Origin of the sequence: Bradyrhizobium sp. cf659, assembly GCF_900113725.1 — a bacterium.
Lineage (GTDB): Bacteria > Pseudomonadota > Alphaproteobacteria > Rhizobiales > Xanthobacteraceae > Bradyrhizobium.
This window is the reverse complement of record NZ_FOQJ01000005.1, coordinates 129870-150294: the sequence shown is the minus strand read 5'-3', so window position 1 is coordinate 150294 and position 20425 is coordinate 129870. Positions and strand designations below refer to the sequence as shown.

Annotated in this window: 19 protein-coding genes; 5 read left to right on the top strand and 14 right to left on the bottom strand. The window is 65.6% G+C overall.

Annotation, left to right across the window (positions count from 1 at the left end; all coding sequences use genetic code 11):
- Positions 1–85: 85 nt before the first annotated feature.
- The 6 genes from BM118_RS22745 to BM118_RS22720 form a co-directional block, all read right to left on the bottom strand.
- Positions 86–298 (bottom strand): YodC family protein, encoded by a 213-nt coding sequence (locus tag BM118_RS22745; RefSeq protein ID WP_092187726.1) that lies wholly within the window; start codon positions 296–298, stop codon positions 86–88.
- A 349-nt stretch (positions 299–647) separates the two neighbouring features.
- Positions 648–1400 (bottom strand): HAD family hydrolase, encoded by a 753-nt coding sequence (locus tag BM118_RS22740; RefSeq protein WP_441299762.1) that lies wholly within the window; start codon positions 1398–1400, stop codon positions 648–650.
- Positions 1397–2284 (bottom strand): oxygen-dependent coproporphyrinogen oxidase, encoded by an 888-nt coding sequence (hemF, locus tag BM118_RS22735; RefSeq protein WP_092187724.1) that lies wholly within the window; start codon positions 2282–2284, stop codon positions 1397–1399. Before hemF ends, BM118_RS22740 begins: the two co-directional genes overlap by 4 nt.
- A gap of 128 nt (positions 2285–2412) precedes the next feature.
- On the bottom strand, positions 2413–2778 hold the full coding sequence (locus tag BM118_RS22730) for a 6-pyruvoyl trahydropterin synthase family protein (protein WP_092187977.1): 366 nt from the start codon (positions 2776–2778) through the stop codon (positions 2413–2415).
- Between the two features lie 17 nt (positions 2779–2795).
- Positions 2796–3428: a 7-carboxy-7-deazaguanine synthase gene (gene queE / locus BM118_RS22725; RefSeq protein WP_092187723.1), complete on the bottom strand. Its 633-nt coding sequence runs from the start codon at positions 3426–3428 to the stop codon at positions 2796–2798.
- An 18-nt stretch (positions 3429–3446) separates the two neighbouring features.
- Entirely contained in the window at positions 3447–3905 is a 459-nt protein-coding gene (locus tag BM118_RS22720) for a tRNA (cytidine(34)-2'-O)-methyltransferase (RefSeq protein WP_092187722.1), read from the bottom strand.
- A 277-nt stretch (positions 3906–4182) separates the two neighbouring features.
- Here BM118_RS22720 and petA point away from each other — a divergent pair, with 277 nt between their 5' ends.
- The 5 genes from petA (at position 4183) to BM118_RS22695 (ending at position 11005) form a co-directional block, all read left to right on the top strand.
- Positions 4183–4713 (top strand): ubiquinol-cytochrome c reductase iron-sulfur subunit, encoded by a 531-nt coding sequence (gene petA / locus BM118_RS22715; RefSeq protein ID WP_026232845.1) that lies wholly within the window; start codon positions 4183–4185, stop codon positions 4711–4713.
- A gap of 62 nt (positions 4714–4775) precedes the next feature.
- Positions 4776–6839 (top strand): cytochrome b/c1, encoded by a 2064-nt coding sequence (gene fbcH / locus BM118_RS22710; RefSeq protein ID WP_092187721.1) that lies wholly within the window; start codon positions 4776–4778, stop codon positions 6837–6839.
- Between the two features lie 238 nt (positions 6840–7077).
- The gene (locus BM118_RS22705) at positions 7078–7752 is read left to right on the top strand and encodes a dienelactone hydrolase family protein (protein WP_092187720.1); all 675 of its coding nucleotides are present in this window, start codon (positions 7078–7080) and stop codon (positions 7750–7752) included.
- Positions 7753–8161: 409 nt separating this feature from the next.
- Positions 8162–10327, top strand: coding sequence for an anthranilate synthase component I (locus BM118_RS22700; RefSeq protein ID WP_092187719.1), 2166 nt, complete (start codon positions 8162–8164; stop codon positions 10325–10327).
- Between the two features lie 138 nt (positions 10328–10465).
- Positions 10466–11005, top strand: a complete 540-nt coding sequence (locus BM118_RS22695) for an adenine phosphoribosyltransferase (RefSeq protein WP_011085277.1) — start codon at positions 10466–10468, stop codon at positions 11003–11005.
- A 5-nt stretch (positions 11006–11010) separates the two neighbouring features.
- Here the strand turns inward: BM118_RS22695 and BM118_RS22690 are convergent, their stop codons facing one another.
- From BM118_RS22690 to smc, 8 genes are all read right to left on the bottom strand, one after another.
- Positions 11011–11343, bottom strand: coding sequence for a GIY-YIG nuclease family protein (locus BM118_RS22690; protein WP_092187718.1), 333 nt, complete (start codon positions 11341–11343; stop codon positions 11011–11013).
- Between the two features lie 82 nt (positions 11344–11425).
- Complete coding sequence (locus BM118_RS22685) at positions 11426–12094, bottom strand: hypothetical protein (RefSeq protein WP_177234583.1); 669 nt, start codon at positions 12092–12094, stop codon at positions 11426–11428.
- 62 nt (positions 12095–12156) lie between these two features.
- The gene (locus tag BM118_RS22680) at positions 12157–12909 is read right to left on the bottom strand and encodes a P-loop NTPase family protein (protein WP_092187716.1); all 753 of its coding nucleotides are present in this window, start codon (positions 12907–12909) and stop codon (positions 12157–12159) included.
- Between the two features lie 186 nt (positions 12910–13095).
- Positions 13096–14313 (bottom strand): M48 family metallopeptidase, encoded by a 1218-nt coding sequence (locus BM118_RS22675; protein ID WP_092187715.1) that lies wholly within the window; start codon positions 14311–14313, stop codon positions 13096–13098.
- 145 nt (positions 14314–14458) lie between these two features.
- On the bottom strand, positions 14459–15019 hold the full coding sequence (locus tag BM118_RS22670) for a LemA family protein (protein WP_011085281.1): 561 nt from the start codon (positions 15017–15019) through the stop codon (positions 14459–14461).
- Between the two features lie 174 nt (positions 15020–15193).
- Positions 15194–15574, bottom strand: coding sequence for a hypothetical protein (locus tag BM118_RS22665; protein ID WP_143099505.1), 381 nt, complete (start codon positions 15572–15574; stop codon positions 15194–15196).
- Between the two features lie 211 nt (positions 15575–15785).
- Entirely contained in the window at positions 15786–16754 is a 969-nt protein-coding gene (locus tag BM118_RS22660) for a small ribosomal subunit Rsm22 family protein (protein ID WP_177234582.1), read from the bottom strand.
- Between the two features lie 110 nt (positions 16755–16864).
- The gene (gene smc, locus BM118_RS22655; RefSeq protein ID WP_092187712.1) at positions 16865–20329 is read right to left on the bottom strand and encodes a chromosome segregation protein SMC; all 3465 of its coding nucleotides are present in this window, start codon (positions 20327–20329) and stop codon (positions 16865–16867) included.
- Positions 20330–20425 lie beyond the last annotated feature (96 nt).

The window sequence follows — 20425 nt, the reverse complement described above, 5'->3', positions numbered from 1 at the left end:
TTGCGGCATTATTGGCGGAAAAGCGGACATCACGCGCGACGGAGCGAGGCGCTCCGATCTGATTAGGGCGCGGCCTTGGCCGTGCCTACTCCTCGTCTTCGTCGTCCTCGTCTTCCTCTTCCTCATCCTCGTCCACCTCTTCCAGGTGTTCGAGCACGGCGAGCGGCAGCGTCTCGCGAAACAGGTCGCCTTCGACGCCCATCCAGAGACAGATCACGTCGTCGCCCTTTACTTCTGCGACGGTCAGCGGCTGGCCGCCGGATTTCAGCATGACGATATCGCCGGCTTTCAGTTCCATGGATGGTCCTTTCGGGTTGATTGACTTAAGAAGCTAGCAAGCCGGCATGACACGCCGATCACGGGCTGTTGGATCAGTGGATGTGCTGCGGCAGCGCGCATCCGCTACCAGGCTGTTGAAACGCCGATGACGGAGCTTCAGGCCGGAAGCGGGACCATGACGGAGGCAAGGGCGCCTGCTCGATGGGTTGCGCAGGGGCTTTTCCGTCCCATGCGCCGCGATGATGGCATCATGCGCCTGTTTTGCCCGACGGGTCAAACGATTTCGTAAAATCCGTAAGCATTTGATTTTGCAGCAGCTGGCTACTGTGCATGGGGTTGTTTTTCGAGTTTTTGTTTCGCGCCCGTGGTTACGATTGGCCCGGCACCAGTTCGGTCAGCGAGCGGATGATGCGGTCCGGCTTGACGGTCGAGCCTTCGGGCAGGCCGTCGCCATGCACGTCGATCCAGATCGAATAGATGCCGAGGCGCTGCGGCGTCACGACTTCCCATTCGAGGTTGTCGCCGATCATCCAGGTGTCATCAGCGGTGACGCCCAGCGCCTCCATCGCATGCAGATAGGCGCGCTCCTCGGGCTTGCCGAAACCGTGCTCGCCCTCGATCTGGATGTGATGGAAGCGGTGCGCCAGCTCGAAGCGCTCGACCTTGGCGCGCTGCGTGTCGGCGGCGCCGTTGGTCACCAGCGCGAGCTTGATGCCGAGCGCCTTCAACTTGTCGATCGCCTCATGCGCGCCGGGGAAGACGAACATCTCCTCCTCGCGATAGGCGGTGAAGCGATCGGCGAGGCGAATGGCGAGATCGTCTGACAGTGCGCGGTGGCCGGCGGCCGCGAGCGCCGCGAACCCGCCCTTGACCGTGAGGTGCCGCGCCTCGGCGAGCTTCATCCGCCATGCGGCTTCCGCATTGGCCCAGAAGTTTCGCGCGAAAGCCAGCACCGCGGTTGCGACCTGCTCTGGCGGCAGCGGCGCGAGCTCGTCGGCAAACTCGTTCGCGATCGTGTTCCAGGCGATCTCGGGCCGGCCATAGGCCGACAGGATGGTGTCGTCCATGTCGATCAGCATGGCGTGGGGCAGCGGCCTCACAGCGGGCTTCAACGTCGTCATGGCCATTTCACCTCCGGCGGCAGCGACGACAGGATCGAGTCCACATTGCCGCCGGTCCTGAGCCCGAAGATGGTGCCGCGGTCGTAGAGCAGGTTGAACTCGACATAGCGGCCGCGGCGGATCAGCTGCTCCTCGCGGTCTTCGGCGGTCCACGCGCTCGCGAAATTGCGCCGCACGATGTCGGGATAGATCTTCAGGAAGGCGCGGCCGACGTCCTGCGTGAAGGCGAGGTCGGCGTCCCAGTCGCCGCTGTCGTGCCAGTCGTAGAAGATGCCGCCGATGCCGCGCGCCTCTTTCCGGTGCGGCAGGTAGAAATACTCGTCGCACCATGTCTTGTACTTGTCGTAATCGGCAACGCCGTTCGGCTGCGCGCAGGCCTCTTTCATCGCGGCATGGAAGGCGATGCTGTCGGCGTCGTCCTGCGTGCGCCGGCGATCCAGCACCGGCGTCAGATCGGCGCCGCCGCCGAACCAGGCCTTGGTGGTGACGACGAAACGCGTGTTCATGTGCACGGCAGGCACGTGCGGATTGCGCATGTGTGCGATCAGCGAGATGCCGGAGGCCCAGAACCGCGGATCGTCCGCCGCGCCCGGAATCTGCGCGCGAAACTCGGGGGCGAATTCGCCGTGCACGGTCGAGCAGTGCACGCCGACCTTCTCGAACAGGCGGCCGGACATCATCGACATCACGCCGCCGCCGCCGGCGGCGCCGCTATGATCGGTGCGCTGCCAGGGCGTGCGGTTGAAGCGGCCGGCTTCGCCCGGATAGAGGCTTTGCGGCGCGTCGTCCTCCAGCCGCTCGAAGCTCGCGCAGATGTCGTCGCGCAAAGCTTCGAACCAGGCGCGGGCGCGCGTCTTGCGGTCTTCGATTGTCGAAACGTCCATCTGCATTCCCGTCGCTAACCAAGCGGAGCGTCGCGTAGGGCGGGCAAAGGCGCCCTCGCGCCGTGCCCACCATTTTTCATCGTCGTCTCGATTGGTGGGCACGCTGCGCTTTGCCCACTCTACGAAGTCTAACCCTGCGGACCGTAATAGGTGCAGCTCTCGTTGCAACTGTCGCGATGGATGCTGACGCGGGTGAGGTTGCCGATATGCGCTAGCCGCTCCCAGACGAAACGCGACAGGTTTTCCAGCGTCGGCTTGCCCAGCGCCTCGATCCTGTTGAGAAACTTGTGGTCCAGCGTCAACCTGACGTCCTCGATGGCGCGCTGGAGGAGGCCGAGATCGACCACCATGCCGGTCGCAGGGTCCGGCGTGCCGCGCACCGTCACCTCGGCGCGGAAGGAGTGGCCGTGGATCTCTTCGCTCGCCGCGCCGAACGTCGTTCCCGACAGTGAATGCGCCGCCTCGAAGCGGAACGATTTCGTCAATTCCCACATCTGTTCGAAAACCAATCCTATCTGATGCCGAGCGATTTATGCGTCTGCACGCTGAGCCGCCATTGCGGATGGCGCAGGCAGTAGTCGATCGCGCGCGCGGTGTTTTCGGCCACCTCGGGCCCGTCCATCGGCTGCAGCGAGAAGCGCTCGAAGGCGAGGTCCTCGAAGGCCTCCGGCGCGGCGAGGGCCTGCGGATAGACCAGCTTCAACTCGTGGCCGCGGCGCAGCACGAGCTCGCTGCCGCCCTTGGGGCTGACGCAGATCCAGTCGAGCCCATCAGGTGCGGCGATCGTGCCGTTGGTCTCGACGCCGATCTCGAAGCCTCGCGCATGGAGCGCATCGATCAGCGCCTCGTCGACCTGGAGCAGCGGCTCGCCGCCGGTGAGCACCACGTAGCGGTTGGCGGCCGTTGCCGTCCATTGCGCCGCGATGGTGTCGGCGAGCTCCGCAGCCGCAGCGTAGCGGCCGCCGAGCGTGCCGTCGGTGCCGACGAAGTCCGTGTCGCAGAATTTGCAGGTCGCTGACTGCCGGTCAGCCTCGCGGCCGCTCCAGAGATTGCAGCCGGCAAAGCGGCAGAACACGGACGCGCGCCCGGCATGGGCGCCTTCGCCTTGCAGGGTCAGGAAGATTTCCTTGACCGCGTAACTCAATGGTCTCTCCTCAACATATCAACCTTGCGGGTTCCGGATCTGCCGCAGCGCCTCGCCTGCGGCCATCGCCGCGGTCATGGCCACATTGAGCGACCGCAGTCCCGGGGCGATCGGGATCACCAGCCGCGCATCCGCGGCCTCGACCACCGCGTCGGTGACGCCGGCGCTCTCGCGCCCGAATAGCAGGATGTCCGACGTCTGGTAACGGAAATCGCGGTAGTCGGTGGCGGCCCCGGTGGTGAACAGCAGCAGCCGGCAGCCCTGCGCCGCGCGCCACTCCTCGAATTTCGGCCAGGAGACGTGGCGCGTGATGCTGACATGGTCGAGGTAATCCATTCCCGCCCGGCGGAAATGCCGGTCGGAGACAGGGAACCCCGCCGGTTCGATGATATGGGCAGCCAGCCCCAGGCAGGCGCAGAGCCTGAGAATCGTGCCGGTGTTCTGGGGAATGTCGGGCTGGAAAAGCGCTATCTGCATGGGCGGCGGCGGGTTGGTTGTGGGGCGGAAATGTCTCAATAAAACATCGCCGGCGCGGGAATTCGTGCATTGCACGCTTCCCCGCCGTTAGCGGGCTTGCGCTCGCCCGGCAAGGGTGCCAATAGAACGATTCTGGACTGCTGTTTTCGCTTGTTTTGGCGGGGACAAGCGAAGTTCTGCCGCCGCGGGGGGCCGCGGGCGCCGGCAGCCAGTTCTGGGGACCTTGGGGGCCCCTGGAGCGGTTCCACCGGTAGCATAAGAAGAAAGGGTTGGAATCGTGACGACAGCGTCTTCGGCGGACCATCCGACACGCCGTGATTTCTTATTCGTTGCAACGGGGGCAGCTGCAGCAGTAGGGGGCGCAGCTGCGCTCTGGCCCTTCATCTCCCAAATGAATCCTGATGCCTCGACCATCGCGGCCGGTGCGCCGATCGAGGTCGATCTCAGCCCGGTCGCCGAGGGCCAGGACATCAAGGTATTCTGGCGCGGCAAGCCGATCTACATCAGCCACCGCACCAAGAAGCAGATCGACGAGGCGCGCGCCGTCAACGTGGCGAGCCTGCCCGATCCGCAGTCCGACGAGGCCCGGGTCAAGTCCGGCCATGAGCAGTGGCTGGTCGTGATCGGCATCTGCACCCATCTCGGCTGCATCCCGATCGCTCATGAGGGCAATTACGACGGGTTCTTCTGCCCCTGCCATGGTTCGCAGTACGATTCGTCCGGCCGCATCCGTCAGGGGCCCGCGCCCGCGAACCTGCCGGTGCCGCCGTACCAGTTCGTTTCCGACACCAAAATCCAGATCGGCTGAGCTTCGGACCCTCGTCCGAAGCTTCGCGCCGTCTCGTCGTATTATTTCCTCAGGATCGCATCATGAGCGGACCATCCGACTACCAGCCGAGCAATCCGGCCCTGCAATGGATCGAGCGGCGCCTGCCGATCCTCGGCCTCATGCACTCCTCCTTCGTCGCCTATCCCACCCCGCGCAATCTGAACTATTGGTGGACCTTCGGCGCCATCCTCTCCTTCATGCTGGGGATGCAGATCCTGACCGGCGTGATCCTGGCGATGCACTACACGCCGCATGCCGATCTCGCCTTCAAGTCGGTCGAGCTGCTCGTCCGTGACGTCAATTACGGCTGGCTGCTGCGCAACATGCATGCCTGCGGCGCGTCGATGTTCTTCTTCGCGGTCTACGTCCACATGCTGCGCGGCCTCTATTACGGTTCCTACAAGGAGCCGCGCGAGGTGCTCTGGATCCTCGGCGTCATCATCTATCTCCTGATGATGGCGACCGGCTTCATGGGCTACGTGCTGCCGTGGGGCCAGATGAGCTTCTGGGGCGCCACCGTCATCACCAATCTGTTCTCCGCCATTCCCTATGTCGGCGAAAGCATCGTGACGCTGCTGTGGGGCGGCTATTCGGTCGGCAACCCGACGCTGAACCGCTTCTTCTCGCTGCACTACCTGCTGCCGTTCCTGATCGCGGGGGTCGTCGTGCTCCACGTCTGGGCGCTGCATGTCGCCGGCCAGAACAATCCTGACGGCGTCGAGCCGAAGGCGGAAAAGGACACGGTGCCGTTCACGCCGCACGCGACCATCAAGGACGGGTTCGGCGTCGCCTGCTTCCTGCTGCTCTACGCCTGGTTCATCTTCTACATGCCGAATTATCTCGGCGACGCCGACAACTACATCCCGGCGAATCCGGGCGTGACCCCGCCGCACATCGTGCCGGAATGGTATTACCTGCCGTTCTACGCGATCCTGCGCTCGATCCCGAACAAGCTTGCGGGCGTCATCGGGATGTTCTCGGCGATCATCGTGCTTGTCTTCCTGCCCTGGCTCGATGCCGCCAAGACCAGGTCGTCGAAGTACCGTCCGCTGGCCAAGCAGTTCTTCTGGATTTTCGTCGTGGTCTGCATCCTGCTCGGCTATCTCGGCGCGCAGCCGCCGGAAGGCATCTACGTGATCGCCGGCCGGGTCCTGACGGTCTGCTACTTCGCCTACTTCCTGATCGTGCTGCCGCTGCTCTCGCGCATCGAGACGCCGCGGCCGGTGCCGAACTCGATCTCGGAAGCGATCCTGACCAAGAGCGGCAAGGCCGTGGCCTCCGTCGCGGTCATGCTCGTTGCCGCCGGCGCGCTGTTCCTCGGCAGCCTCCAGGATGCGCGCGCTTCCGAGGGCAGCGACAGGCCGCCGGGCAACAAATGGTCGTTCGCCGGCCCTTTCGGTAAGTACGACCGCGGCGCGCTCCAGCGCGGCCTGAAGGTCTACAAGGAAGTCTGCGCCAGCTGCCATGGCCTGTCCTACATCGCCTTCCGCAACCTCGCGGAAGACGGCGGCCCCGGCTATTCCGTGGCGCAGGCGTCGGCCTTCGCCTCGGAGTACAAGGTCAAGGACGGCCCGAACGATGCCGGTGACATGTTCGAGCGCCCGGGCCGGCCGGCCGACTACTTCCCCTCGCCATTCGCGAACGAGCAGGCAGCTCGTGCAGCGAACGGCGGTGCGGCGCCGCCCGACCTGTCGCTGATCACCAAGGCGCGCTCCTACGGCCGCGGCTTCCCCTGGTTCATCTTCGACTTCTTCACCCAGTACCAGGAGCAGGGCCCGGACTACGTCTCGGCGGTGCTCCAGGGGTTTGAGGAGAAGGTGCCGGAGGGTGTGACCATCCCGGAGGGCTCCTACTACAACAAGTACTTCCCGGGCCACGCCATCAAGATGCCGAAGCCGCTCAGCGACGGCCAGGTGACCTATGACGACGGCTCGCCGACGACGGTTGCGCAATACGCCAAGGACGTCACCACGTTCCTGATGTGGACCGCCGAGCCGCACATGGAAGCGCGTAAACGCCTTGGCTTCCAGGTGTTCGTCTTCCTGATCATCTTCGCGGGCCTGATGTACTTCACCAAGAAGAAGGTCTGGGCCGACTCCCACTGAGCGGCGCGAGGCGAGATATAAAGAAGCCCCCGAAAGGGGGCTTTTTTGTTGCCGTCATTCCGGGGCGATGCGCCAGCATCGAGCCCGGAATCCATTCATCCACCAACTCTGCGGCCAGATGGATTCCGGGCTCGCGCTGTCGCATCGCCCCGGAATGACAAGAGTGTGGATTGCGCCGCGCGCGCCCAGCGGCCAAAATGCCGCCAACCGCTCCCCCAGAAACTCATCGGAGGACACCATGGGAACCGCCATCACCTTCAAGCGCCCGGACGGCAAGGACGCATCGGGCTATCTCGCCAATGCCGCGCGCGGCAACGCGCCGGGCGTGGTCGTGATCCAGGAATGGTGGGGCCTGTCGGACCAGATCAGGGGCCTGTGCGACCGCTTCGCGCTCGCCGGCTTCGATGCGCTCGCGCCCGATCTCTACAAGGGCAAGGTGGTGCCGTATCACGACACGGATGCGGCCGGCAAAGAGATGAACTCACTCGACTTCATGGACGCCACCACGCAGACGGTGCGCGGCGCCACGCAATATCTGTCGCGCAACGGCGCCAAGGTCGGGCTGACCGGCTTCTGCCTCGGCGGCGCCGTCACCATCATCGGCGCCACGAAAATCCCGGAGGTCGCGGCCGGCGTCGTGTTCTACGGCATCCCGCCGGAGCAGGCCGCCAAGCCCGCTGACGTCAAGATCCCGCTCCAGGCCCATTTCGCCAACAAGGACGATTGGTGCACGCCGGAGCTGGTCAGCGGCTTCGAGAAGGCCATGAAGGCCGCCGGCAAGTCGCTGGAGCTGTTCCGCTATGACGCCGAGCACGCCTTCGTCAACGAGCAGCGCCAGGCCGTGCACGACCGCGAAGCCGCCGAGCTTGCCTGGGGCAGGGCGACGGAGTTTTTCCGGAAGCATTTGGGGTAAGTGTGGCGCGCCAGTCGCGCTGCAATTTCAGTGTCGTCCCGGCCTGGTGCGCAATTGCGCACGGGGGACCACAGGGTTTGTGGTTGGGGCGAGCTTCCACTTCGAGTCTTCGCCAAGCTCAATTTTGTGGCTATTTGTCCCGGCCTGCGCCGGGACGACGGCGGAGATTGGCGTCGTCCCACGGACGACCAGCAGCCGCCGGGGCCACCCTTGACGCCGCCGCCGCGCCATGGTGAGTATCCGCCCATGAGCACCGCCGTCCGCCCAGCCCGTCTTTGGTGGCGCACCTCCTAAGAGGTGGCCGGTGCGATTTCTTTTCCCAAAATCGTCGAAGGTCGCCCACGCAGTGCGGCGGCCTGATCGTTTGTCCTGTGTGGCGTTCCCTCGGCAAGTCTCGTAAGAGGACCACATGAACAGGACAGTCTTTGCCCTCCCGGCCCGAAGCGATTACGTGACCCGCGCAGGTCTCGCGATCACGCGCGTGGCGGAGCAGTTTACCGGTGGCGCCAACCGGCTCGACGATCTCGTCAGCCTGCTCGACCGCCGCCGCGGCGTGGTGCTGTCCTCGGGCACGACCGTGCCTGGCCGCTACGAGAGCTTCGACCTCGGCTTCTCCGATCCGCCGCTCAAGCTCGAAACCACAGGCGTCAATTTCAAGCTGGAAGCGCTGAACGAGCGCGGCCAGGTGCTGATCGCCTTCCTCACTGAGGTCCTGCGCGAACCCTGCGTGGTGATCTCCGAGACAACCGCTTCGCGCCTTGCCGGCCACATCCTTCGCGGCGATGCGCCGGTCGAGGAAGACCAGCGCACCCGGCGCGCCAGCGTGATGTCGCTGGTGCGCGACCTCGTCGCCGCCTTCTCGGCCAACGACGACGGGCTGCTCGGCCTGTTCGGCGCCTTCGCCTACGACCTCGTGTTCCAGATCGAGGACCTCGTGCAGAAGCGCACGCGCGAGCAGGACCAGCGCGACATCGTGCTCTACGTCCCCGATCGTCTGCTGGCCTATGACCGCGCCACCGGCCGCGGCGTGGTGCTCTCCTACGACTTCGCGTGGAAGGGCAAGTCCACCGAGGGCCTGCCGCGCGAGACCGCCGACAGCCCGTACCTGAAGACACCGCGCCAGGGCTTTGCCGATCACGCGCCCGGCGAATACCAGGCCACCGTCGAGACAGCACGCGCGGCCTTTGCCCGCGGTGATCTCTTTGAAGCCGTGCCGGGCCAGCTGTTCGCCGAGCCCTGCGACCGCTCGCCGGCCGAAGTGTTCCAGCGCCTCTGCGTCATCAACCCCTCGCCCTACGGCGCGCTGATGAATCTCGGCGACGGCGAGTTTCTCGTCTCTGCCTCGCCCGAGATGTTCGTGCGCTCGGACGGCCGCCGCGTCGAGACCTGCCCGATCTCGGGCACGATCGCGCGCGGCACCGATGCGATCGGCGATGCCGAGCAGATCCGCCAGCTCCTGAACTCGGAGAAGGACGAGTTCGAGCTCAACATGTGCACCGACGTCGATCGCAACGACAAGGCGCGCGTCTGCGTCCCCGGCACCATCAAGGTGCTGGCCAGGCGGCAGATCGAGACCTACTCAAAACTGTTCCACACCGTCGACCATGTCGAGGGCATGCTGCGTCCCGGCTTCGACGCGCTCGACGCCTTCCTCACCCACGCCTGGGCGGTCACCGTGACCGGTGCGCCAAAGCTGTGGGCGATGCAGTTCGTCGAGGATCACGAGCGGTCGCCGCGGCGCTGGTATGCCGGCGCGATCGGCGCAGTGAATTTCGACGGCAGCATCAACACCGGCCTCACCATCCGCACCATCCGCATGAAGGATGGCCTCGCCGAGGTGCGCGTCGGCGCCACCTGCCTGTTCGATTCTGATCCCGCGGCCGAAGACCGCGAATGCCAGGTCAAGGCCGCGGCGCTGTTCCAGGCCCTGCGCGGCGATCCGCCGAAACCGCTGTCGACCTTCGCGCCCGATGCGACCGGAAGCGGCAAGCGGGTGCTGCTGATCGACCACGACGACAGCTTCGTGCACATGCTCGCCGACTATTTCCGCCAGGTCGGCGCCAGCGTCACCGTGGTCCGCTATGTGCATGCGCTCGACATGCTCAAGCAGAAGAGGTGGGATTTGCTGGTGCTGTCGCCCGGCCCGGGCAGGCCCGAAGATTTCGGGATCAAGAAGACGATCGACGCGGCGCTGGAGAACAAGCTGCCGGTGTTCGGCGTCTGCCTCGGCGTGCAGGCGATCGGCGAATATTTTGGCGGCGAGCTCGGCCAGCTCACCCATCCCGCCCACGGCCGGCCCTCGCGGGTGCAGGTGCGCGGCGGACGCCTGATGCGAAACCTGCCGAACGAGATCGTCATCGGCCGCTATCACTCGCTCTATGTCGAGCGCGACAGCATGCCGGAGGTGCTGAACGTGACCGCCAGCACCGAGGATGGCGTCGCCATGGCGCTGGAGCACAAGACCCTGCCGGTCGCCGGCGTGCAATTCCACCCGGAATCGCTGATGTCACTCGGCGGCGAGGTGGGCTTGCGTATTGTCGAGAATGCGTTCCGGCTGGATGCTGGGGCGAATTGAGTGCATGTTTCATGCTCGTCATTCCGGGATGGTGCGCAAGCACCAGACCCGGAATCTCGAGATTCCCCGGTGCGCAATTGCGCACCTGAGGTTCGGCTCTTCGAGCCGCCCCGGAATGACAGCTAACATGGGATACAAATGACCTTTGATCACGACCTGAAGGCGAGCGTCCGCACCATCCCCGACTATCCCAAGCCGGGGATCATGTTCCGCGACATCACGACCTTGCTCGCGGATGCGCGCGCGTTCCGCCGCGCGGTGGACGAGCTCGTCAACCCCTGGGCCGGCAACAAGATCGACAAGGTCGCCGGTATGGAAGCGCGCGGCTTCATCATCGGCGGCGCGGTGGCGCATCAGCTCTCCGCCGGCTTCGTGCCGATCCGCAAGAAAGGCAAGCTGCCGCACACCACCGTGCGCATCGCTTACTCTCTCGAATACGGCATCGACGAGATGGAGATGCATGTCGATGCGATCCAGCCCGGCGAACGCGTCATCCTGGTCGATGACCTCATCGCAACCGGCGGCACCGCGGAAGGCGCGGTGAAGCTGCTGCGCCAGATCGGCGCCAATGTCGTGGCGGCCTGCTTCATCATCGACCTGCCCGAGCTCGGCGGCGCCGCCAAGCTGCGCGCCATGGACGTGCCGGTGCGCACGCTGATGACGTTCGAAGGGCACTGAGCGCGTTAAATCGCCTCGGCCTTGAGCTCCGCCCGCCAGTGCAGCATGCGCTCCTTCAGGAGCGCATTCCTGACATAGGCAGTCTCCTCGTCCTCCAGACGCTCGCATTCGCCAAACGTCAGGCTGGCCTCGCCATGCGCGTTCCACGCAGCCTGAAGGCTGCGGCACATATGATTGCCCTGGCGGAGCGAGAACCAGATGCGGTTTTGGATGGTCTCCAGGTTCGGCGCCTGGCCGACCCAGGCCTCGCCCGACGCCGTACAGCGGACGACGAAGATGCCTGCAATGGTCTTCCGCTCCTTGTAGGCGGCGATGGCTGCTTTCCGGTCGATGCTCACGGGATAGGACCTTATTGAGGCGTGCGCTTTCAATAAGCGGGGTCCGCTCCGCAGTCAATATTATCCGGGTAAAATAATTGCCCTAGGACCGTTGCAGGATCAGGCTGAGCTCCAGCTCCCGGAAGGCGAGGTAATTGCGCCGGGTCCACTGGTGCAGCTCGGTCGAGGCGTCCTTCTCCTGGCGCAGATAGCCGGTGAAGGAGAAGTTCAGCCGGTCGATATAGGTCTTGAGGAAGCCCGGCAGCGCCGGCAGGCGGAACAGCCGGCCGGTTGCCATTGCGGCCGGCAATTCGCCGCGCACGACGTGCTCATTGTCCACCGTGATCAGGTTCATCCGCGGGATCTGCTCGCGCAGCATCTCATGAGCGCGGGCCGAGACGCGGTCGGTGTCGGCAACGAACAGGATCTGTGGTGCGACATGGCGGCGGGCCGCCTCCTTCAACAGGCCGATCTCGTCGGCCATCTTGAAGAACTCGTCGAAGGCGTGGAAGCCGAGGTCGATGACCTTGGCAAGACCGTCATCGACGATGACGCGGTCCATCAGCTGCATCTTGCCGTAGGTGTCGATCACGTCGGCGGTCTCGGTGACCTTCGGCAGGTAGTCGAGCAGCGACGGCTCCTTCAGGTTGACGTCGAAGGCCGCGACGTTGCCGTTCTTGAGCAGCAGGAACTCGCTCAATAGCCGCGCCAGCAGGGTCTTGCCGACCTGCGGGCGGGGCGAGCAGATGATGTAGACGGGTGTCGCGGGCATCACGAACTATTATCTGAGCGAACTCGCCGCCCAATCCAGCCGTATCAGCCCCGGCTCCGCAACTATTTTTCGCTGCTGCGGGCGCCGGGCTTCGAACCGACGATGTCGGTCAGGCGGATGCGGTCGAACTCGCTCCAGACATTGGCCAGCCAGTGCCGGACATAGCCGCGCAGCACGAAGGAGTAGTTGGCGGCCTCGTCGCTCATACCCTTGTTGGCGACGAATTTCAGGAACGGGACGGAGGAGACCTCGACCTGCTCATAGGCCATTTCGTTGAGCTTGGGGATGGTCAGCTCGGTGGCGTCCTTGATGCGGTGGAAGTAGGAGTTGTAGGTCGCCTGGTCCCACTGGAAGAACTGGGTGTCGTTGATGAAGTTCTTCACCAGGAAATATTTTGCGCCGGTCATGAAATTCGCGGTCTCGGCGATTTCGTCGAGCGAGGCGATCGAGGGGCCCAGGATGTGGAACACCGCGAAGGTGATCTGCCCGGCCTTGGCGGCGTCGAGGAAACCAATGTCGCGCAGCGAGGCGAGCGCCGGCGAGAGCAGGCCGGCTCGGACGTCGATCACGGTGACCGACGGGCTGGTCGCGTTGAGCGTATCGAAGATCTTCATCTGATCGGCCGTCGTCGTCATATCGACGATCTCGGTGATGTCAGGATGGAAGCGCTTCAGCGTTCCGCGCGGGGATTCCGTGTCGAAGGCGCGCGTGGGCACGTTGTTGGCGGAAAAATAATCGAGCAAGGTGCGCGATACCGTGGTCTTGCCGACCCCGCCCTTGTCCGCGCCCACCACAACCACTGCCGGCTTTGCCATTGCTGTCCCCTAACGCGCGCCCCCGATCGCGAGGTCGCAATCGGCCGGGCCCCAAATCGATGTCCCGAGTCTGCTGTTGGGCGCGAACATGGCAGAAACAAGGGAGAATTCAATTCCGCAGGCCCGGCTTGCGGCAATTCCTGAGGTTTTTCCAGATTGCCGTGAAACTGGCCACACGGGGCGAGCTCAGTGGCGGCCCCAGGGACCCATCGGATTGCCGATCGGGTTGCCCGCCGCGGTTCCGGAGGGGCCGGGCGCGGGCACGGGCGGCGGATTGGCCGCGCTGCCTGCATCGCTCCATGGTCCCTGCGACAGCGGTGGCGGGGCGTCCTGCGGGGCGGCCTGCGCCTCGGGCTGTTCCGTCTCGTCAGTCGGATCCGGCAGCGGACCTGGATCGTGGCCGCCGGCGAACTTGACCAGCGCATCGACCCGGGACTGCACCGACGGGTGGGTCGCGAACAGATCGGCAAAGCCCTCGCGCGGATTGTCGACGCAGAGCTCCATCACCGCCGAGGTCGCGCCCGGCAGCTCGCCGCGGTTCTCGATCTTGCGCAGCGCCGAGATCATGGCATCGGGGTCTTTCGTCAGCTCGACGGAGCCGGCGTCGGCGAGGTATTCGCGCGAGCGCGACAGCGCGAGCTTCACGACCTGCGACATCAGCCAGGCCACCACGATCAGCACGACCGCGATGATGATGACGATCACCGCGCCGCCGCCGGAGCTCTTGCTGTCGCTCGACGAGGAGGACGACCGCGACGACGAGGAGGAACCCGACGACCACGAGCCGCCGGAGCTCCAGCGGAAATTCGTGAACACGCGGAAGAACAGTTCGCCGAAGAAGCCGACCACGCCGGCGATGATGACGGCGACCACCATGAGCTGCACGTCGCCGTTCTTGATGTGGGTCAGCTCGTGGCCCAGCACCGCCTCGATCTCCTTGTCGTTCAGCGCGTTGAGGAGGCCGGTGGTGACGGTGATCGAATATTGCCGCGGGTTGAGGCCGGTCGCGAACGCGTTCAGCGCCGGGCTCTCCATGATCTTCAGCTTCGGCATGGTGATGCCGCGCGAGATGCAGAGATTTTCGAGCAGATTGTAGAGCCGCGGCTCCTCCTGCCGGGTGACGTCGTGGCCGCCGGTCACCGCGTCGATCATCGACTGGTGAAAGAAATAGGCGATCACGACCCAGACGGCCGCGGCGATCGTCGCGAAGGGCGCGGCCTTGAGCAGGTCGTAGAAGGCGCGGTTCAGATAATAGGCGACGGTCTCATTGCCGTTGATGACGACTTCGGCGACCAGCGCGCCGGCATAGACCAGCACATAGACCAGCGCGAACAGGCCGGCGAGCAGCAGCATCGAACGAACCTTGTTCGAGGCGATGTGCGTGTAGAGACCATACGCGGCCATGGCTGCTTCCGTTAGCTCCCGTCATTCCGGGGCAGGCCGCAGGCCTGAACCCGGAATCCAGAGCTTAGTGTCTCGGTCGAGATTCCGGGTTCGCGTCTTCGACGCGCCCCGGAATGACGAAGGTGAGAGGTCGCTCACGCCGCAATCAGAACTTCACCTGAGGCGCGGCCTCGACCTCGGTGCGGCTGGCGCCGAGATCGAAGAAGTCCTTTTTGGTGAAGCCGAACATGCCGGCGAACAACGCGGCCGGCATCTGCTGGATACCGGTGTTGTATTCCTGGACCGCGCTGTTGAAGAAGCGGCGGCTCGCCGCGATCTTGTTTTCGAGGTCGGAGAGCTCGCTGGCGAGTTGCTGGAAGTTGGCGTTGGCCTTCAGGTCGGGATAGGCCTCCGACAGCGCGATCAGCCGGCCGAGCGCGCCGGAGAGCTGGTTCTCGGCCGCGGACACCTGCGCCGGGCCCTGCGCCGACATCGCCGAATTGCGCGCCTTGATGACGTCGTCGAGCGTGCCGCGCTCATGCGAGGCGTAGCCCTTCACCGTCTCGACCAGGTTCGGGACGAGGTCATGGCGCTGCTTGAGCTGCACGTCGATATCGGCAAAGGCCTGGCCCACGCGCTGGCCCAGCGCCACCAGGCGGTTGTAGGCGCTGAAGGCCAAGAACACGAGAACGACGATGACGCCGAGAACGATCCAGCCGGTCGACATGGAGAACTCCTGAAGGGGATTTAAGGCGGGCGCAGCCTAGACCAAAATGGCGCAGGGCGAGAGCCCCGGCGCGGAGGGGAGGTAAGACTTGGTCGGATCTGGAACCATCCGAGTTCAAGGCAAAAGCGGGTGACGAGGTTAACTTTCGGCAATGACGGCCGGGTCGGACTGGCGTCAGAACTTGGTGTCGAGCCTGGGTATTCCGGTGGCTTCGGAGAGTCGGGCCGCGACCCTGCCGGCTTCCTGAACGGTTTTTCCTTTGACCGGGATGTCGTGACGCCTCCCGCTGAGTAGTTCGACATAAACGCCATACGAGGCATGACCGTCGGTCTCGTATTCGATACGACCGAGCGCACGGCATTGGTCGAACGGGCAATCCAAAAAGACTTTGTTGGGACGCCTGAACCGGCTGTGTGACATCGTCAATTTTCGGGTGACCAGATCGAACTCCACGATCCGACGGCGCATAGCTGTCAGAAGAAGAAAGATTGCGAGGAATACGAGGACGATGACGCCAGCGGCGGCGCCAGCACGTGCCACGACTGTTTCAGGCACGCTGTTTCCGAGAACGAATACCAAGCCGACGGCGATGAATATCCCAAGGAAGGGCGCGCCCGATCTGGGCTCAGACGTAACATATCTAAGCTTGCCGTCGAGGGTAGCTGAAGGATACTCGACCATCGTGAAGCGATCTGAACTGAATTCAGGCAATGATAGCGGATGGTCGGCGAGAGTTGTAGATCGCACGAGTATCAATCTTTGATCATCAGTGCGTTGTATCACCCCAGCGCCAACGCCTTGCGTCCGCATAGGACAGCTTGTCGCGCCGCGGTACCTTCGTGATGGCGACACCACCCTCAGTGCAGAGCTTCGCCGTGATCTCGGCCTTGCCGACGTCCGGCGGCGCCAGCACGCGCGCGGCACGCGTCGCGGGCGGCGTGCGGGTCAGGGCGACGTAGATGAAGCGTTCGTCCTCGAACGGCACTTCGGCGCCCTTGATCTGGCGGTGCGCCTGGGAGCGCGGCAGGCGCTGGCTGAAATGGCACCAGTCGGGCGCAGTGAGCGGGCAGGGCTTTTCGTGCGGGCAGGGCGCGGCGACAAAGGCACCAGCTGCGATCAGCTGCTGGCGCAGCGCGAGGATGCGGGCGTAGCCGGCCGGCGTGCCGGGCTCGATCACGACCAGCGCATGGCGCGCTTTCGCCCACATCGCCTCGGCGAGTTTACGCTGATCGGCTTCGCTGAGTTCGCCGATGATGTAGCTCGCGACGACGAGATCGGCTTGCGAGACCTCGGCGAGGTTGCCGCCGGCATCGCCGGGCAAATAGCGGCAGTCCGCCAGACGCGTGCTGTCATGCGCGAGTTCGAGCGCAAGCCGGCTCAGCGTCGCGTTGGCGTCGAGCAGGGTGAAGTCCTGCAGCGAGGGAAACGCCTCCGCGGCGGCCCAGCTTGCGGTGCCCGGACCTGCGCCGACGTCGAGCAGCGTTTCCGGCGCGAGGTCCGGCGCGATCTCGGTCAGCGCATTCAGGCTGGCGGCCACGGCCGCGTACGTGGCCGGCATGCGTGCGAGCGCGTAAGCGAGCGCATCGGCCTCCGACCTGATCGTGCCGGAGCCGCCGCCGGCGCGATAGGTGTTCGAGATCTTCTGCGATCGCTGCGCGGCGTCGGTACGGGAGAAGCCTTGAAGCTTCGCGTCGAGTGCGGCCTTCAGCTCAGCGGGGAGGGTGGGCGAGACCATTTTCATTCGCCGTCATTCCGGGGCGCGCGTAGCGCGAACCCGGAATCCAGAGATTGTGGCGCGAGATTCCGGGTTCTCGCTTCGCGAGCCCCGGAATGACGCCAGAGACCTCACGCCACGTTCTGATCGAGAATGTCCACCGCCTCGGCCAGGCTCACCGACACGAGTTGCGAGACGCCGCGCTCGGCCATGGTGACGCCGAACAGGCGGTTCATCCGCGCCATCGTGATCGGGTTGTGCGTGATGATGATGAAGCGCGTGTCGGTCGAGCCGGTCATCTCGTGCAACAGGTTGCAGTACCGTTCGACGTTGTGGTCGTCGAGCGGCGCGTCGACTTCGTCCAGCACGCAGATCGGCGAAGGATTGGTGAGGAACACCGCGAAGATCAGCGCCATCGCGGTCAGCGCCTGCTCGCCGCCCGAGAGCAGCGACAGCGTCTGCGGCTTCTTGCCCGGCGGCTTGGCGATGATTTCGAGACCGGCCTCCAGCGGGTCGTCGCTCTCGATCAGGTGCAGCGCGGCCTCGCCGCCGCCGAACAGCTCGACGAACAGGCGCTTGAAGTGGTTGTTGACGACCTCGAACGAGGTCAGCAGCCGCTCGCGGGCCTCCTTGTTGAGGCTCTGGATGCCCTGGCGCAGCCGCTTGATGGCTTCGACGAGGTCATCGCGCTCGGTGACGAGGCCGTTGTGCTGGGTCTCGACCTCGCGCAGCTCTTCCTCGGCGCGCAGGTTGACTGCGCCAAGGCGCTCGCGGTCGCGGCGCATCTTTTCGAGGTCTTCCTCGATGTCGTGCAACGGCGGCAGCTCCGCGCCGGGCTCGATCTCGGCAAGGCCGGCGACGGCCTGCGGCTCGACCTCCAGCATGTCGCGGATCTCGCGCTCGATGTCCTCGAGCCGGCGCCGCGCGCCTTCCATGCGCTCCTCGGCGCGGGCGGTGGCCTCGCGGGAGCTGGAGAGCGCCTCCAGCGTCAGCTTGGCGACGCGATCGGTCTCCGCCATCGCGCTTTCCGCGGTGGCGAGCGCGTCGGCGGCCATGCGGCGATCGTTTTCCGCGTATTCGATCTCGGTGATCAGCGCGCTGCGCTTCTCCGCGAACACGGCCGGCGCGTTTTCGAGCTCGCTGCGTTCGATCGTGAGTTCGGCGATGCGGGCCTGGATGGTGTCGATATGGGAGGCCGCGCTCTCCTTGCGGTTCTGCCACTCGGTGCGCTCTGCGAGGATCGCCTGAACGCGGCGGTCGGCAAGCTCGGCCTCGCGCGCCAGCGCCTGCGCCTCGGCGCGGACCTGGGCGGCCATGCGGCGATGGCCTTCGATGTCGCTGCGGACCGCGGCGAGACGGGTCTCGGTGTCCTCGCTCGACGGCAGTTCGGAGATGCCGGCCTCGGCATATTCGTATGCGGCCTCGGCTTCGGCGCGGTCGGCGGCGAGACGGCTGTGCGCTTCCGACAGCGTCGCCTTGCGCGCGGCGTGGCGGCCGATCTCGCGCTCGGCCGTGGCATGGCGCTCACGCGCGGTGTTGAGCTCGCGCTGCGCGGCGCGCCAGGCTTCGCGGCTCGCGCCTTCGGTGCTGGCCGCCATCTGCAATTCGGACTCGGCATTCTCCAGCGCCTGGCGCTTGATCTGCGCGTCGATGCGGGCCTGCTCCAGCTCGTTCTCGATGTCGACGAGGCGGGCGCGCTCGGCAAGGCGGCGCGCGGCGCCGGTCGGGGCGTGAGCCGCCGCGACGAAGCCGTCCCAGCGCCAGACGTCGCCTTCGGGCGAGACCAGCCGCTGGCCGGTCTTGAGCTGCGAGACCAGCTCGGCGCCGCGCTCGCGCGGCACCACGCCGATCTGCGCCAATCGGCGGGCCAGCTCGGCCGGGGCCTGCACGTGGTTCGCGAGCGGTACGACGCCTTCGGGCAGCTCCGGATCGCCGTCGGTCTCGCCGACATTGGTCCAGCGCATCGGCGCCGACGGGTCGATCGGCGCATCGAGATCGTCGCCGAGCGCGGCGCCGATGGCCTTTTCAAAACCCTTGTCGACGGTGATGCCGTCGATGATCGGCGGCCACAGATTCTTGGTCTCGCCGTTGACGATCTTGGAGATCGTGCGGGCCTCGGTCTCGAGCCGCTGCACGCGCTTGTCGGCCTCGTTGAGCGGCGAGCGGGAGGATTCCAGCGTCTGGCGCGCAGCGACGTGCGCGGCTTCGCTCGCCTGGGCCGCGGCCTCCGAGGCCGCCAGCGTCTGCTCGGCGTTCTCGACCGTGGCGGTCAGCTCGTCGAGGTCGCCGAAGCCGCCCGTTTCATCGGCAAGCTTCTGCTCCTCGGCCGTAACGTTCGCGATCTCCTGGTCGAGCCGGGCCAGCTTGTCGCGGTGGGTGCGGACATTGGCTTCGAGTTGATTGCGCTTGGCGGTGAGGTCGGCGAGCGCGGTGGTGAGCTCGGCGAACTGCTGCTCGGTCTCGGTCAGCACCGCCTCGGCTTCCGCGACGCGCTCGTCGACGCCGGAGCGCTTCTCGACGCGCGACTTGATCTCTTCCTTCAGCTCGGCGTCTTCGCTGTCGAGGCGCTGGAGCGCGACGTCGGCGTCCATGGTCTGCTGCTGGGCGCGGGAGATGTCGCCCTCGAACTGGGCGAGGCGGCGTTCGAGCTCGGCGACGCGCTCCTTGGCGCGCTCTTCCTCGCGGTCGAGCAGCTCGCGGGCATTGGTCAGGCGCTGCAGCCCGGCCGCGGCGCGCGCCTCGGCATCGCGCAGCGCCGGCATCTCGGCGGCGCGGATGGCCTGGATGCGGGCGGCTTCGGCCTGGTGCTGGGTGCGCTCGGCCATCTCGCGGACGGCGAGATCGTGGGTCTGGCCGGATTCGTTGACGTCGGCATGGGCGCCGATCCAGCGCAGATGGAACAGCGTGGCTTCGGCCTTGCGGACCTTGGCCGCGACCTCGCGGTAGCGCACGGCCTGGCGGGCCTGCTTCTTCAGGCCTTCCATCTGGCCGGAGAGCTGGCCGATCACGTCCTCGACGCGGGTGAGGTTGGTTTCGGCCGCCTTCAGCCGCAGCTCGGCCTCGTGGCGGCGGGCATGGAGACCTGCGACACCGGCGGCGTCTTCCAGCACGCGGCGGCGCTGCTCGGGCTTGGCCTGGATGATCTCGCCGATCTTGCCCTGGTGGACGAGGGCGGGCGAGCGCGCGCCTGTGGCGGCGTCCGCGAACAGGATCTGCACGTCGCGGGCGCGCACGTCGCGGCCGTTGATGCGATAGACCGAGCCGGCCTCGCGCTCGATGCGGCGGGAGATTTCCAGAAGCTGGCTGTCGTTCATCGCCGCCGGCGCGGTGCGATCGGCGTTGTCGATCGTCATCGTCACTTCGGCGTGGTTGCGCGCGGGACGGTTGCCGGAGCCGGCGAAGATCACCGCGTCCATGTCGGCGGCGCGCAACGATTTGTACGAGGTCTCGCCCATCGCCCAGCGCAGCGCTTCGACGAGATTCGACTTGCCGCAACCGTTGGGTCCGACCACGCCGGTCAGGCCGGGCTCGATGACGAAGTCCGTGGGCTCAACGAAGGACTTGAAGCCGTGAAGGCGCAGGCGGGTGATTTTCATAAGCACGCATCTCTGTTGGCAGGCGCGAATCCCCCTGCCGGGACAATACCATGGAAGGCAATGTCACTATCCGGGCGAGTCGCGCGAGGCGCCTCA

What these genes read in the sequence shown, in the direction of transcription:
- BM118_RS22745 (WP_092187726.1), bottom strand. Translation starts at nt 298, where the DNA reads ATGGAACTGAAAGCCGGCGATATCGTCATGCTGAAATCCGGCGGCCAG.
- BM118_RS22740 (WP_441299762.1), bottom strand. Translation starts at nt 1,400, where the DNA reads ATGACGACGTTGAAGCCCGCTGTGAGGCCGCTGCCCCACGCCATGCTG.
- hemF (WP_092187724.1), bottom strand. Translation starts at nt 2,284, where the DNA reads ATGGACGTTTCGACAATCGAAGACCGCAAGACGCGCGCCCGCGCCTGG.
- BM118_RS22730 (WP_092187977.1), bottom strand. Translation starts at nt 2,778, where the DNA reads ATGTGGGAATTGACGAAATCGTTCCGCTTCGAGGCGGCGCATTCACTG.
- BM118_RS22720 (WP_092187722.1), bottom strand. Translation starts at nt 3,905, where the DNA reads ATGCAGATAGCGCTTTTCCAGCCCGACATTCCCCAGAACACCGGCACG.
- fbcH (WP_092187721.1), top strand. Translation starts at nt 4,776, where the DNA reads ATGAGCGGACCATCCGACTACCAGCCGAGCAATCCGGCCCTGCAATGG.
- BM118_RS22705 (WP_092187720.1), top strand. Translation starts at nt 7,078, where the DNA reads ATGGGAACCGCCATCACCTTCAAGCGCCCGGACGGCAAGGACGCATCG.
- BM118_RS22700 (WP_092187719.1), top strand. Translation starts at nt 8,162, where the DNA reads ATGAACAGGACAGTCTTTGCCCTCCCGGCCCGAAGCGATTACGTGACC.
- BM118_RS22695 (WP_011085277.1), top strand. Translation starts at nt 10,466, where the DNA reads ATGACCTTTGATCACGACCTGAAGGCGAGCGTCCGCACCATCCCCGAC.
- BM118_RS22685 (WP_177234583.1), bottom strand. Translation starts at nt 12,094, where the DNA reads ATGCCCGCGACACCCGTCTACATCATCTGCTCGCCCCGCCCGCAGGTC.
- BM118_RS22680 (WP_092187716.1), bottom strand. Translation starts at nt 12,909, where the DNA reads ATGGCAAAGCCGGCAGTGGTTGTGGTGGGCGCGGACAAGGGCGGGGTC.
- BM118_RS22675 (WP_092187715.1), bottom strand. Translation starts at nt 14,313, where the DNA reads ATGGCCGCGTATGGTCTCTACACGCACATCGCCTCGAACAAGGTTCGT.
- BM118_RS22670 (WP_011085281.1), bottom strand. Translation starts at nt 15,019, where the DNA reads ATGTCGACCGGCTGGATCGTTCTCGGCGTCATCGTCGTTCTCGTGTTC.
- BM118_RS22660 (WP_177234582.1), bottom strand. Translation starts at nt 16,754, where the DNA reads ATGGTCTCGCCCACCCTCCCCGCTGAGCTGAAGGCCGCACTCGACGCG.
- smc (WP_092187712.1), bottom strand. Translation starts at nt 20,329, where the DNA reads ATGAAAATCACCCGCCTGCGCCTTCACGGCTTCAAGTCCTTCGTTGAG.